Consider the following 13,339-nt stretch of genomic DNA (forward strand, 5'->3'; position numbering starts at 1 on the left):
GGCGGTGACGGTGCCGCTCACCGGTTCGCGCGGCCGTCCGTGCTTCCATCGCGGCTGGAGGCGGAAACGGTCGAGGGGAACCGCGACGACTCGTGTTCTCCGCGCAGCGCCTCCCGGCGGCGTGTGCCGCCCGCCACAGCCGTGGCGGGCGCTCGCGCCGTGCTCTTCGTCCACTGCCGGGCCGTCGGCGCTGCCGTCGGGCCGGCGCGGAGCCTTGCGCCGGGCTCCGGACGCCACCCATGCCGTAGCGATGGCCCGAGGAGTCGGTTGATGACCGGGAACGACGAGGCGATCACCTGCCCGTTCGACTTCAGCGATGCCCTGGAGTTCGATCCCGTGCTCGCGGATCTGATGGAGCGCGACGGGCCCGTCCGTATCCGCCTGCCCTACGGTGACGCGGATGCCTGGCTGTTCACCGGCTTCGACGCCGTCAAGCAGGTCACCACCGACCAGCGGCTGAGCCGGGCGGCCATCGTGGGTCACGACTACCCGCGGATGACGGCGGAGCCCATCGTCTCGCGCGAGTCGATCAATGTGATGGACCCGCCGCACAGCACCCGGGTGCGGCACCTGGCCTCGCAGGCCTTCACCCAGCAGCATGTCGACGCCCTGCGGCCGCGCATCGTCCGCCTGGCGGACCAGTTGCTGGACGAGATGGAGCAGCAGGGCCCGCCCGCCGACCTGGTGCGGCATCTGTCGGACCCGCTGCCCCAGCACACCGTCCTCGACCTGCTCGGCATCGAGCGGCAGGAGTGGCCCCGCATCCAGGAGTCGGTGCGGCAGCTGCTCGTCGTCGACCCCGGTCACAAGGAGACCGCGGCGACGGCGAAGGCCGATCTGACGGCCTACTTCGGCAAGCTCGTCGAGCAGCGCCGGCACTCCCCCGGCGACGACCTGATCAGCACGATGGCCGCCGCCCGCGACGGCAAGGAGCAGCTCGACGACAAGGAGCTGGCGGTCATGGCGCTGACGGTGGCGCTCAGCGGCCAGGACACGGCCACCTGCCAGATCAGCAACATCGCCTACCTGCTGCTGACCCGTCCGGAGCTGCTGGAGCATGTGCGCAGCCGGCCGGAGTCGCTGACCGGTGTGCTGCACGAGCTGCTGCGCTGGATCCCGTTCCGCAAGGGCGTCGGCATCCCCCGGCTGGCGCTGGAGGACCTGGAACTGGACGGCGTGCACATCCGCGCGGGGGACTTCGTGCACGTGTCCTACCTGGCGGCCAACCGTGACCCGGAGCGTTACCCGGACCCGCACGCCATCGACCTGGAGCGGCCCGTCAGCCCGCACATGACGTTCGGCTGGGGCGGACACCGGTGCATCGCGATGCCGTTGGCGATGGCGGAGCTGGAAGTGGCGGTCGGACGGCTGGTGGAGAGGTTCCCCGGCCTGCGGCTGGCCGTGCCGGCACAGGACGTCCGCTGGGACACGAAGACCATCCGGCGTTTCCCGCTTCAGCTGCCGGTGACCTGGTGAGCCGGCCTGGCGGCGGGTTCGCTCGTCCACGGTGAGGTCCTGGTGCCGGGCGGGCCGCGGCGGACGGCCGGCCCCGGGACGGGCCCGCTCGCCCAGCTGCTCGGCTTCGAGGCCCGCGCGCTCAGGAGGGGCTGGGGCGCGGCGTGGACGCGGCCCGGTGGTCCGCCCGCCGCCCGGGGCGCGGGTCCCGGTCGTGCCGCGGGTCGCCCGGCACACGGGCCACGGGCACGGCGAGCACCGCACCGCCGGGTCCGGTCGTCACGGTCAGGCCCTTGCCGGTCCGGCCGAGCAGTGCACCGAGCCAGGCACGATCCTCCTCGCCGGCCCGCTCCAGCCGCATCCGGCGGGCCCGCAGTGTCTCCACCCGCAGCCGCAGCAGTCGCCCGGTGCCGGCGTCCAGCGTGGGGAACCAGGCCGGGCGCAGGTCGTCGCGGAACTCCTCGTAGCCCGAGATGCCCTCGTAGTCGTCGACGAAGTCGCCGCAGCCGTACAGGACCAGGCGGTCCCGGTACACCTCGGCGGGGCGGGGGTGGTGCGAGGAGTGCCCGTGGACGAGGTCGACGCCGTCGTCGACGAGCCGGCGGGCGAACCGGGTCTGCTCGGCGGGCACGCCGAAGCCCCAGTTGGAGCCCCAGTGGACGGAGACAGCCACCAGGTCTCCCGGCCGTCGTGTCCGTCGTACGCGCTCGAGGAGTCCTGCGGCCGCCCCGGGGGTGAGCTCAGGGACGCGGGCGACACCGTGCCGGTCCGGCGTCGCCGCCCAGCTGGGCGGTATGCCGCTGGAGGCCGTGCCGACGGCGAACACCAGCAGGCGGGCGCCGCCCGGCAGCGGGCACACCGCGGGGGCGAGGGCCTCGTCGGCGTTGCGGCCCGCCCCCGCGGTGCGCAGACCGGCAGCGTGCAGCACGTCGAGTGTCTCCAGCAGCCCGGGGCGGCCGAAGTCCAGCACATGGTTGTTGGCGAGGACGCAGACGTCGGGCCGGACGGCGGTGAGGGCGGGCAGGTTGTCCGGATGCATCCGGTAGTGGATCTCCTTGCCCGGCGCGAAGGTGTCGCACCGGGTCACGGAGGTCTCCAGGTTCACGATGCGCGCGTGCGGGGCGACGTCGTCCAGGAGGCGCAGGGCGTCTCCCCAGGGCCACGACGGCGGAACGGGCGCCGGAATCGGGCCGTTTGCCGCCTGCGCCAGCGCGACGTACTCCCGTGCGTCGCGCACCCAGCCCTCCCGCAGCGCCGGGTCGCCGGGGTGGCCGAGGATCTGGTCCACGCCGCGCCCGAGCATCACGTCGCCGCACAGGAACAGGGTGACCTCGTCACCGGTCATGGTCCCACCGTAGTACGCGCCGGAGCCGCCCGGCGGTGTCCGCGAAGAACCGCCGCGGCGGACCCGGCGATGCCGGACGGACCCCGGGGCACGTGACATCCGTCACACCTGGCGTGCCTCTACGCGCGCGGATAGTAGATGCCGCTCCGCTGACATACGTGATTTTGTCCGGCTTGGCACGGGCATCCGGGATGCCGGTGTCGTCGGGTCTCCTCCGTCCCGCCGCGCTCTCTCATTCTTCCGGTCCGGCCGGGTTCTGACGGACCGGCAGCGACGGCGGGTTCTGTGCCGGCCGCTCCGGTGCGGCGGGGTGCCGGCGGCCCGCGCCGGGCCGGCCTACTGCCGCGCGTAGTACGAAGGTGTATTGCCAGGTGCGGCAGGGCCTCCACACAATGAGGCACCGCATCACATTTCCGCAGCTCAAGGGCGATGTGTGCGTGAAGGACGCCCGTGCGACGGGCGCTCGGCGGCCACCTAGTGAGGTCTTGTACATGGCAACGCACCGAAAGAACAGGCAGCACCGGCGGGTGGCCATCGCGGTTCTCGCGATGGCCGGCGTGGGCATACCGTCCGCCGCCATGGCCTGTGTCGACGGGCCGGACGGCGGCACACATGCGGAGCACCGTGCGGCGGCACACGTGTGGACGGACACCGCCCGCACCCAGGACGGCTCCGGCGGCGCCCGAGCCGCCGCGGACACCTCCGCCGCCCCCGCCGCCACGACGGCACCCGCGGCCACGCAGGACGACGCGATCACCCAGGTCGTGGACCTGGTCAACGCCGAGCGCGCCAAGGCCGGGTGCTCGCCGGTGACCCTGGAGGCGCGGCTGACCCAGGCGGCGCAGGCGCACAGCGAGGACATGGCGGCCCATCAGAACATGTCGCACACCGGCTCCGACGGCTCCTCTCCGGGCGACCGGATCACCCGGGCCGGCTACGACTGGCGGGCCTACGGCGAGAACGTCGCCTACGGCTATGCCACGCCCGAGCAGGTCATGGACGCCTGGATGAACAGCCCCGGCCACCGGGCGAACATTCTCGACTGCGACTACCAGGAGATCGGTGTCGGGCACGCGCAGCCCGGCGACTACTGGACGCAGGACTTCGCCGCCCGCTGACGCCGCGCCGGCGTCACGGCACTCTCCTGCCGGGCCCGGGTCCGCGTGGACGCGCACCGCTCGCCACCGGTGTGCGCCGCCGCGCGGCCCGGGCCCGCGCCGTGTCCGGCCGGAGCACCCGAAGGCCCGCCCCCGCGCCCGGGGTGTGCCATGTGTCCGTCCCGGCGCGGGTGACCGGTGACTCAGGCGCCGGCGGAGGGTGCCGAGGGCAGACGGCGGGTGCCCCGGCCGTGGATCGCGCCCCAGGTGCCGTTGATGGCCTCGGTGGCGTGGTCGTAGGAACGCTGCGCCACTCCGACGAACAGGCAGTCCACCACGGCGAGTTGGGCGATGCGGCTGGCGGTGGCGCCGGAGCGGTAGGGGGTTTCGTGCGCGGAGGTGGTCAGCAGCAGGTCGGCGCACTCGGCGATCGGGGAACGCGCGAAGTTGGTCAGGGCGATCGTCGTCGCCCCGCGGCCGGCGGCGACCTGGAGGGGTTCGACGGTGTCGGCGGTGGCGCCCGAGTGGGAGATGCCTATCGCCACGTCCGCGGAGCCGAGCAGCGCGGCGGCGGTGAGCGCGGCGTGCACATCGGTCCAGATGAACGCCATCAGACCGATGCGGTGCAGTTTCTGGTGCAGGTCCTGCCCGACGAAGCCGCTCGCACCCATGCCGAAGATGTCGATCCTGCGGGCCTCGGCCACCGCGTCCACGGCACGGCGCAGGGTGGTGACGTCGAGCCCGGCGCCGGTGTCCTCCAGTGACCGGGTCTCGTTGTAGACGATCTTCTCGACCACCTGCTCCAGCGAGTCGGTGGCGCTGATGTCGGTGCTGATCACAGGCCGGTCGCCGCGCAGGGCGTGCTCGCGGGCGGCGGCTCCCGCCAGGGCCAGCCTCAGCTGCGGGTAGTTGGTCAGTCCGACGGTGCGGCAGAACCGCATCACGGTGGTCACCGACGTACGGGCGCGGGCGGCCAGGGCGCTGATGGACAGCCGCGCGGCCTGCGCGGGGTCGCCCAGCACGGCCTCGGCCACGCGCCGCTCGGCGGGCGCCAGGGAGGGCAGCGCGGTACGGATGTCCCCCAGGAGGTCGGCCGGTGCGGGGGCGTCGGCCGGCTCCGCAGGGTCGGGGGAGGTGCTCGTGCGGGCCATGGCGGGTCCTCCGTGCGGGGCGGGGTGGCGTGCGGTCCGGGTGGTGCGACGGGCGGGTCGTGCGTCGCGCCCACGACGGCGTGTCAAAAAATAACGCACAACAATGGCTGCCCGTTACTTATTGACATCGCCCGTGGGCTGTTTCGATACTCGACCCGCACCTGAACCACCGTTCACGTCGAACACCGCTTCCGCCCTGCGGCGTCGCGGTCCTCTCCCGTGGCGCCCGTCACCTGCCCGGCGTCCTCGTCGTCGCAGCCGTCCGTCTAGGAGCAAGCCCCCGTGCGCCATCTCGACCTCGTAGTGATCCTCCTCTATCTGATCGGGACGGCCTGGCTCGGCCTGCGCCTGTCCGGACGGCAGAGATCGGCCAAGGAGTACTTCGTCGGCGAAGGGCAGATGCCCTGGTGGACGGTGTGCTTCTCGGTCGTGGCCACCGAGACCAGCGTGCTCACCGTGATCAGCGTGCCCGGCGGCGCCTACGGTTCGCAGGCGTTCGGCAACGTCGAGCTGGCCCTGGGCTATGTGATCGGCCGTGTGGTGGTGGCCGCGCTGCTCATCCCGCTGTACAAGCGCGGCGGGTTCGTCAGCGCCTACGCATACCTGGGCGACCGGTTCGGGCTGCGGCTGCAGGGCCTGGCGTCCGTCACGTTCGTCGTCACCCGGCTGCTCGCCGAGGGTGTGCGGCTGTTCGCCTCCGCCATCCCGATCAAGCTGCTGCTGGACGAGCTGGGCGTGAACGCGGGCTACCGCACGATCATCGTGGTGATCACCGCCGTGACGGTGCTGTACACCTACCTCGGCGGCATCAAGGCGGTCATCTGGACCGACGCCCTGCAGATGCTGCTCTACCTCGGCGGCGCGGTGCTGGCCATCGCGGTGCTCTCCGGGCATGTGGGTGCCCAGGGCTTCAGCGACGCCCTGCACAGCGGTCACTTCAAGGTGTTCGACACGGACTTCTCCCTCAGCCATGTGCTGACCAGCTCCTTCGCGATGCCCACCGCGATCCTCGGCGGCGCGGTCTTCGCGATGGCCAGCCACGGCTCCGACCAGCTCATCGTCCAGCGGATCCTGTCCACCCGCAGCCTGCGCGACAGCCAGAAGGCGATGATCGGCTCCGGCATCTTCATCACCGTGCAGTTCGCCGCCTTCTCGCTGGTGGGCGTGCTGCTGTGGGCGTACAACAACGGCCGGTCCTTCAGCGACCTGGGGCTGCACAGCAGCGACGACCTCTACCCGGACTTCATCCTGCACGGCCTGCCCGTCGGCATCTCCGGCCTGCTGGTGGCCGGCATCCTCGGTGCGGCGATGGGATCGCTGTCCTCGGCGCTGAACTCCATGTCCAACTCCACCGTCTCCGACCTGATGCGCAGCTTCTTCAAGCGCACTCCCGGCGAGGAGACCATGCTGAAGCTGGCCCGGGTGACGACGCTGGTGTGGGCGGTGCTGATGGCGGTCTTCGCCTGCGCCTTCAGCAGCAGCACCGGCAATGTGTACCTCACCGGTCTGGCGATCGCCGGCTACACCTACGGCGCCCTGCTCGGCGCGTTCCTGCTGGGCCGTGTCGTCAGGCGGGCGAGCGAGACGGACGCGCTGGTGTCCTTCGTGGTGACCGTGGCGGTGATGACGTACATCGTCCGCGAGGTGAAGATCGACACGGTGGTCGCGGGCTCGACGGTGCAGGCCGGCATCGCCGCGCAGTGGCTGGTGCCGATCGGGGTGATCCTCACCCTGGTGGTGGGCGGTGTGATGAGCCTGTTCCACCGGCCGCCGCAGCGGGACGGCAACGGTGCGCGGGACGCGGTCGAGGAGGCGGCGACGCCCAGTGCTCCGACCCTGTGAGCCCGCGGGGGCCGGGGTCGCGCCCCGGCCCCCGGCCCGCCGTCCCGCCTCCACTCCGGCCGCCCTCGGGGAGCACGCATGCGTGTGATCGGTCTGATGTCCGGCACGTCCTACGACGCCATCGACGCCGCGGCCGCCGACCTGGTCCTGGACGGCGGGGAGCTGGTGATGACCCCGCTCGGTGCCCGCAGCCTGCCGTGGTCCGAGGAGCTGCGCGGGGCCATCGAGGCGGTCCTGCCGCCCGCCGCCACGACCACCGAGGCGCTGTGCCGCCTGGACACCCGCATCGGCCAGGCCTTCGCCGGCGCCGCGGTACGGGCCGTGGACGAGCTGTGCGGCGGCACCGCCGATCTGGTGGTCTCGCACGGGCAGACCGTGCACCACTGGGTGGAGGACGGGCAGGTCCACGGCACCCTGCAGATCGGGCAACCGGCCTGGATCGCCGAGGCGACCGGCCTGCCCGTGGTGCACGACCTGCGCAGCCGCGACGTGGCCGCGGGCGGCCAGGGCGCCCCGCTGGTCAGCATCGTGGACACGCTGCTGCTGCGGGGGCGGCCGGGGGTGAGCGCCGCGCTGAACCTCGGCGGCATCGCCAACGTCACCGTCGTGCCGCCCGGCGGCGATCCCGTCGCTTTCGACACCGGCCCCGCCAACGCGCTCGTCGACGCCGCGGTGCGCCACTTCAGCGGCGGCGCCCGCCACTTCGACGAGGACGGGCGCGCAGCGGCCCGCGGACGCGTCCATCAGGGCCTGCTGGACCGGCTCCTGGCCGAGCCGTACTACGCGCGGCCGGCGCCGAAGACCACCGGCAAGGAGCTGTTCCGCCTGGACCATGTGCTGGACGTGCTGGCCGCGGTGCCGGTGCCCGATCCCGACGACGTGCTGGCCACGCTGACCCGGCTGACCGCCGTCACCGTCGCCGGCGCCTGCCGGGCGTACGGCGTCACCGAGCTGGTCGCCTCCGGCGGCGGCACCCGCAACCCGGTGATGATGCGGATGATCGGCGAGGAACTGCCGGGCGTCCGTGTCGTGCCGAGCGACCGCCTGGGTCTGCCGTCCGCGGCGAAGGAGGCCCTCGCCTTCGCCGTGCTGGGGTTTCTGACGGTGCACGGGCTGCCCGCGACGGTGCCGTCGTGCACCGGGGCGCGCCACGCCGCGGTGCTGGGCAGCATCACGCCCGGCGCCGGCCCGCTGCGGCTGCCGGAGCCGGCCGCCGTCGCCCCGGCACGGCTGCGGATCGCCTGAGTGCGGGGCTGACCGTTCACCGGCCCGGCACACCGCACGTCCCGCCTGCCCGGTCCGGGCCCCGCTCCACCTGTCCTGCCCGGACCGCACCGCACTGTTGTGAGGAGGACCGTGTGACACGCAGGACAAGCACGTCTCTGTCCCGGGCCGTGGCTGCCGCCGTGCTGGCCGCGGCGGTCGCGCTCGGCGCCGTGAGGCCCGCCGTCGCCCAGGACGGCTCGCCGGCCGGCGGCCCGGCGGGGGCCCACCCGGTACCGCTGCGGGTGGCCACCTACAACATCCATGCCGGAGCCGGCGAGGACGGCGTGTTCGACCTGGACCGCACCGCGCGGGCCATCCGGAGCCTGGACGCCGATGTGGTCGGTCTGCAGGAGGTCGACGTGCACTGGGCGGAGCGCAGCGGCTTCGCCGACGAGGCCCGCGAGCTGGCCGCGCGCCTGCACATGCGGTACTTCTTCGCGCCGATCTACGATCTGCCGCCGGATGCGGGGCACACCGAGCGGCGGCAGTTCGGTGTGGCGGTGCTGAGCCGTCTGCCGGTGCTCGGCGCCGAGAACCATGAGATCACCCGGCTGTCCACGCAGGTTCCCGACCCGGTGCCCGAGCCGGCGCCGGGTTTCGCCGAGGTGACGGTCAGGGCCCGGGGGACGGTGGTGCACGTCTACTCGACCCATCTGGACTACCGCTCCGACCCGTCCGTGCGGCGGGCGCAGGTCGACGACATGCTGGACGTCCTGGCCGCCGACCGGGGCCCGAAGGTGCTGCTCGGGGACTTCAACGCCGAGCCGGGCGCCCCGGAGCTGGCGAAACTGTGGGGGCCGCTCGCCGACGCGGCCCCGGAAGCCGGCGCGACGTATCCGGCGCTCGACCCGGTCACACGTATCGACGTCGTCGCCGTCTCCCCCGATGCCGGCGTCGCCTCGGCCCGCGTGGCCGACGTCGCCGCCTCGGACCACCGTCCGGTGGTGGCCGACCTGCGGCTGCGCCATCGGGCCGGGTGACACCGCCCGCCCGGCCGCGGCAGGACCGGCCGGACCGCCCGCGGCGGCGCTGCGGCGCCGCCCGGGACCAGGCGGTCTCAGGCCCGGGTGGTCGAGTCCAGGTGCGCGAAGACCACCACGTTGTCCCGGTAGTCCTGGCGGGCCTTGTCGAAGGTGCCGCCGCAGGTGATCAGGCGCAGCTCGGGCGACGGTGTGTCGCCGTAGACGAGGTCGTCGGGGAAGTCGGACTTGCTGAACACTTCCACGGCGTCGACCTCGAACCGGGCCACGGCACCGTCGGCGCGGACGATGTCCACCTCGTCGCCCGGTTTGAGCGTGGGCAGTTCGACGAACACCGCGGGGCCGGTCTTGGTGTCGATGTGGCCCACGACGACGGAGGCGCCGCGCTCGCCGGGCGCGGGCCCGCCCTGATACCAGCCGACCAGGTTCTTGTCGTTCTCCGGCGGCGGGTTCAGCCGGCCGTTCTTGTCGAGGGAGAGCTTGGTGAACGGCGCGTCCACGCCGATCTTCGGTATCGAGATACGTGTCGGTTCCGACCGGGGCAGCGCCCCGTCGCCGGGTGAGGCGCCGGTGGCCGGCGCGGGCTGGACGGGGCCGGCGGTGGCGGCCGGAGCCGCGGACGGTGCGGTCGGTGCGGTGCCCGGCTCGGTGGGCGCCGGCGCCTGCCGGGAGGCGAGGGACGCCGGCCGGCCCGACGGGCGCACCTCGGTCACCGGGCTGCTGTCCAGTGAGTTGTGGATGAGCACGATCCCCAGTCCGACCGCTGCCGCGGGGAACAGCAGGCGCAGCCTGCCGCGACGCCGGCCGGACACGGTCCTGCACTGTTCCGTCTGGGGCGGACGGTGGGAGGCCATGGACGGTGCCTTTCGTGAGAGGTGGTGCGTGCCCCCGCTCGGCAGGGGCCGGAGCGCCGCTGCCGCGGCCGGCCGTTGCCCGGCACGGGCCCGCTCGGCAGACCGTCCCGGCGTGGGGCGCGGGCCGCGGCAGCGAGGCGACGGCTACGGGAGACCGGCTCAGGCGGCAGGGGCACCCGACGCCCGGCGGCGCCGCAGCATGTAGGCCCCGGTGCCGAGACCGCCGGCCACCAGCGCGGCGCCCAGCGCCATGGTGTCGCGGGACTGGGCCAGTCCGCCGCCGCCGGCGTGGACGCCGCCGTGCGGCTTGCCGCCACGGTCGTCGTCATCCTTCGACCAGCCGTCGTCGTCATGGCTGCCGCGGCCGCCCCGGTCGCTGTCGCCGTAACCGCCGCGACCATCCCGGCCGCCGTCCTCGTCGCTGTCGCTCGCGGCCTTCAGCGCGAGGAATCCGCCGCCGGCGTGGACACCGCCGTGCGGCTTGCCGCCGTGACGGCCGCCGTGGTCGCCGTGGTCGCCGTGACGGCCGCCGTCGTCGTCACGGCCGCCGTCGTCGTCACGGTCGCCGTAGTCACCGCCGCCGTGGCGGCCACCGTCGTCGTCACCGTGGTCGTAGCCGCCGCGACCGCCGCCGTCGCCGTGGCTGCCGTAGTCGTCCGAGTGGTCGCCGTGGGAGGCGGCGGCCTGCGAGGCCGCCTGGGACGTCCAGGGCGAGGTCAGGTCCGCGGCACCGGCAGCGGGTGCGGCGAACGCCACGGCGGCCGCCACCGCCGCGGACGTGAAGAGAGTACGGGTGATACGCATGGGTGTTCCTTCCGTCGCGACTACGAGTGCCGGCACCGCGCCCCGGCATCCGGGGACACGGGACCGACGTGATCACCATCAGCGCGTTGCGGGGCCCGCACCATCGGAGCGTCGCAAACGGATGAACTGACGCCCTTTTCGTACCTCCGGGTGGGGGAAAACGAGGGCGTGGCGCGCGGCCGCACGCCGGGGAGCGATCCGGCGGTGTGCTAAAGGCGCCGGCCGTCGTCGGCAGGTGCCGGTGACGGTGGGTCCGACGCCCGGGCGGCGGGGTGGTGTGCCGGACGGCGCGCCGCGGACCGGTCACCTGGCGGCCCACCAAGTCCCCTCGGTTGCACGGGGTCTGACGTCGGGAAGGTGCTGCGGACCAGGGCGGTCCGGCTGTGCGGATCCAGCGGGCGGCGGTTCCGGCCGGCCGCGACCCGACGCCTTGTCAGTCCTGACAGGGTGTCGGCGGGCGGTCACCTGAACGGCAGTGACGGGTGTGCGCGGCCCGCCGGGCGGGAGTGTGCTGGAGGAGACACCTCCTCCCCCGTACGCCGCGGCCGTCTGAGAGTCCCATGGCACGTATGCGCATCACCGCGGACCGGCTCGTCGTCCGTCCGAGCTGGTGGGAGAGGGCGGCCACGCGGCGGTGGCAGGTGGTTGTGCCGCTCTCGGCGGTGCGTCGGGTGGTGGTCGAACCGGACTGGTGGCGTGTGCTGCGCGGGAGCCGTGCGCGCGGGCTGCAGATACCCGGTGCGGTGTGCACCGGTGAGCTTCGGCATCAGGCCGGGCGGGACTTCGTGTCGGTGCGGCCCGGGCGGCCCGTGGTGTGCGCGGAGCTGTGGCCGGGCGCGCCGTTCCTGCTCCTCGCCGTGTCCGTCCGCGACCTGCGGGAGGCCGAGGAGGCCGCCGCCGCGCTGCGCCGGGCCGCCCCGAGGCTCGACACCTCCACACCGTGCCGGCAGCCGCTGCCCGTGCCGGAGGAGCCGGAGGCACCACCGGCACCGGACGCGCCGTGACGGACCGGCGCACCGGCGTGCGCGAGGCGGCGGCCGGTGTGCCGTGCACCGCGGTGCGGGACGGGGCCGGCCGGGCACGGTCCGCGGCCGGCGGTCCCGGGCGGGCACACGTGGGCGGGTGTCACCGGGCGCACCCGACGTCCAGCACCTCGGTCACCTCGCCGTGCGCGCTGTGGCCGGCCGGCACCACTCGCCGCGAACGCGGCGGACAGTTCCGTGGGCACGTCCGGGTCCTTCACTTCGCCACGGCGTCGAGGAGCCTGATGATCTCCTCGTGCACGGCGTCCAGGACGTCGAACAACACCTGGACAGTCGGCGCAGTCCGATCCTCACGGCGCCGCCGGGGATCGGTCGGAGCGCCCCGGCGAGGCCGTCGTCGTCCCGCCGGGGCAGGATTGTCCGGCAGGATCACGGCCGCCGGTGCGCCGGGCGGACCTCAGGCGCCCTGTCGGCCTGCGGGCCGGCGGCGGCCGTACGCTACGGCGGCATCCGGCGGTCACCACCGCCGCCCACCAGCCCGGTGGGCTCCTCCACCGGGGCCGGTGAACGGCCGTCGTCCGCGGTCTGCGGGCGGCCGTCGTCCGAAGCCCCAGGCGGGCTGTCCTGCGCCGGCGGCGGTCCGGTGACCTCGACGTGGGCCGGGCGCAGCAGCTGGTCGCCGAGCCGGTAGCCGCGGCGCAGGATCCGCGTGCACACGAGCCGGCCGGCGTCCGGGCTGATGTGCTGGGTGACCGCGTCGTGGCGGGCCGGGTCGAAGGGCTCGTCCTGCTCGCCCACCGGTTGCAGCCCCAGGGCGCCGAGCTGGGTGTGCAGGGTGTCCCTGATGTCCTTCAGACCCGGCGTCATGGGCTCGTGTGCGCAGGTGCGGTCGACGGCGTCGAGGACGGGCAGCAGCGTGCGCAGGACGTTGGCCACCGCGATCTCGCGCACGGCCTGACGGTCGCGGCGCACGCGTTTGCGGTAGTTGTCGTACTCGGCCTTCACCCGCTGCAGGTCGGCCGTGCGCTCCTTGAGCAGCCGCTCCAGCCGGGCGGGGTCCGTCGTCCGCTGCCGGTCGTCGCCCATGGTCAGCCCGCCTCCGGCTTGTCGTCGTCGACGATCTCCGCGTCCACCACGTCGTCCTCGCCCGCGCTGCCGGCCTTGCCGCCGCCCGCCGAGGACCCGGCCGTGCCTCCCGCGGGCTGCTCGGCGCGCGCCCGGTCGTACAGGGCGGTGCCGATCTTCTGCGCCGCCTGCGCCGCCCGGGTCATGGCCTGCTGGATGGCGGCGGTGTCCTCGCCCTTGAGTTTCTCCTTCAGTTCGGCCAGCGCGCTCTCGGTCTCGCTCCTCGCGTCGCCCGGGATCTTGTCGGCGTTGTCCTGGATGAGCTTCTCCGTCTGGTAGACGAGCTGTTCGGCCTGGTTGCGGGTCTCGGCGGCCTCGCGCCGCCTGCGGTCCTCCTCGGCGTGCTGCTCGGCCTCCCGGATCATCCGGTCGATGTCCTCCTTGGGCAGCGCCGAACCGCCGGTCACCGTCATCTTCTGTTCCTTGCCGGTGCCGAG

12 protein-coding genes are annotated in these 13,339 nt (G+C 73.8%); 6 read left to right on the plus strand and 6 right to left on the minus strand.

Going from position 1 to position 13,339, the window contains the following annotated elements:
- Window positions 1-270 precede the first annotated feature (270 nt).
- Window positions 271-1,476 carry a cytochrome P450 gene (locus IE286_RS15100; RefSeq protein ID WP_189797220.1) on the plus strand — a complete coding sequence of 402 codons (1,206 nt, stop codon included), beginning with the start codon at window positions 271-273 and terminating at the stop codon, window positions 1,474-1,476.
- Between the two features lie 121 nt (window positions 1,477-1,597).
- Here the strand turns inward: IE286_RS15100 and IE286_RS15105 are convergent, their stop codons facing one another.
- On the minus strand, window positions 1,598-2,800 hold the full coding sequence (locus IE286_RS15105; protein WP_189797221.1) for a CapA family protein: 1,203 nt from the start codon (window positions 2,798-2,800) through the stop codon (window positions 1,598-1,600).
- Window positions 2,801-3,291: 491 nt separating this feature from the next.
- Between IE286_RS15105 and IE286_RS15110 the strand changes: the two genes are divergently transcribed.
- Window positions 3,292-3,918 (plus strand): CAP domain-containing protein, encoded by a 627-nt coding sequence (locus tag IE286_RS15110; RefSeq protein ID WP_189797222.1) that lies wholly within the window; start codon window positions 3,292-3,294, stop codon window positions 3,916-3,918.
- A 182-nt stretch (window positions 3,919-4,100) separates the two neighbouring features.
- Here the strand turns inward: IE286_RS15110 and IE286_RS15115 are convergent, their stop codons facing one another.
- Entirely contained in the window at window positions 4,101-5,048 is a 948-nt protein-coding gene (locus IE286_RS15115) for a MurR/RpiR family transcriptional regulator (protein ID WP_189797223.1), read from the minus strand.
- Between the two features lie 282 nt (window positions 5,049-5,330).
- On the opposite strand from IE286_RS15115, the gene IE286_RS15120 reads away from it, so the two are divergent.
- The 3 genes from IE286_RS15120 to IE286_RS15130 all read left to right on the plus strand — a co-directional run bounded on the left by IE286_RS15120 (window position 5,331) and on the right by IE286_RS15130 (window position 9,136).
- Window positions 5,331-6,890 carry a sodium:solute symporter gene (locus IE286_RS15120; RefSeq protein ID WP_189797224.1) on the plus strand — a complete coding sequence of 520 codons (1,560 nt, stop codon included), beginning with the start codon at window positions 5,331-5,333 and terminating at the stop codon, window positions 6,888-6,890.
- Window positions 6,891-6,968: 78 nt separating this feature from the next.
- A complete protein-coding gene (locus IE286_RS15125) occupies window positions 6,969-8,135 on the plus strand; it encodes an anhydro-N-acetylmuramic acid kinase (RefSeq protein ID WP_189797225.1) in 1,167 nt (388 codons plus the stop codon).
- Window positions 8,136-8,248: 113 nt separating this feature from the next.
- A complete protein-coding gene (locus IE286_RS15130; RefSeq protein WP_189797226.1) occupies window positions 8,249-9,136 on the plus strand; it encodes an endonuclease/exonuclease/phosphatase family protein in 888 nt (295 codons plus the stop codon).
- 77 nt (window positions 9,137-9,213) lie between these two features.
- Here IE286_RS15130 and IE286_RS15135 read toward each other — a convergent pair whose 3' ends face one another.
- Window positions 9,214-9,990 carry a class F sortase gene (locus IE286_RS15135; protein ID WP_189797227.1) on the minus strand — a complete coding sequence of 259 codons (777 nt, stop codon included), beginning with the start codon at window positions 9,988-9,990 and terminating at the stop codon, window positions 9,214-9,216.
- A gap of 159 nt (window positions 9,991-10,149) precedes the next feature.
- The gene (locus IE286_RS15140; protein ID WP_189797228.1) at window positions 10,150-10,794 is read right to left on the minus strand and encodes a hypothetical protein; all 645 of its coding nucleotides are present in this window, start codon (window positions 10,792-10,794) and stop codon (window positions 10,150-10,152) included.
- 569 nt (window positions 10,795-11,363) lie between these two features.
- Here IE286_RS15140 and IE286_RS15145 point away from each other — a divergent pair.
- Entirely contained in the window at window positions 11,364-11,798 is a 435-nt protein-coding gene (locus tag IE286_RS15145) for a hypothetical protein (RefSeq protein WP_189797229.1), read from the plus strand.
- Between the two features lie 477 nt (window positions 11,799-12,275).
- Here IE286_RS15145 and grpE read toward each other — a convergent pair whose 3' ends face one another.
- Both grpE and IE286_RS15155 read right to left on the minus strand, forming a co-directional pair.
- The gene (gene grpE, locus IE286_RS15150; protein ID WP_189797230.1) at window positions 12,276-12,863 is read right to left on the minus strand and encodes a nucleotide exchange factor GrpE; all 588 of its coding nucleotides are present in this window, start codon (window positions 12,861-12,863) and stop codon (window positions 12,276-12,278) included.
- A 2-nt stretch (window positions 12,864-12,865) separates the two neighbouring features.
- Window positions 12,866-13,339: Hsp70 family protein (locus IE286_RS15155; RefSeq protein ID WP_229862783.1), on the minus strand; the 474-nt coding region annotated here is incomplete at its 5' end.

The organism is Streptomyces thermodiastaticus, from assembly GCF_014656135.1.
GTDB classification, from domain to species: Bacteria; Actinomycetota; Actinomycetes; order Streptomycetales; family Streptomycetaceae; genus Streptomyces; species Streptomyces thermodiastaticus.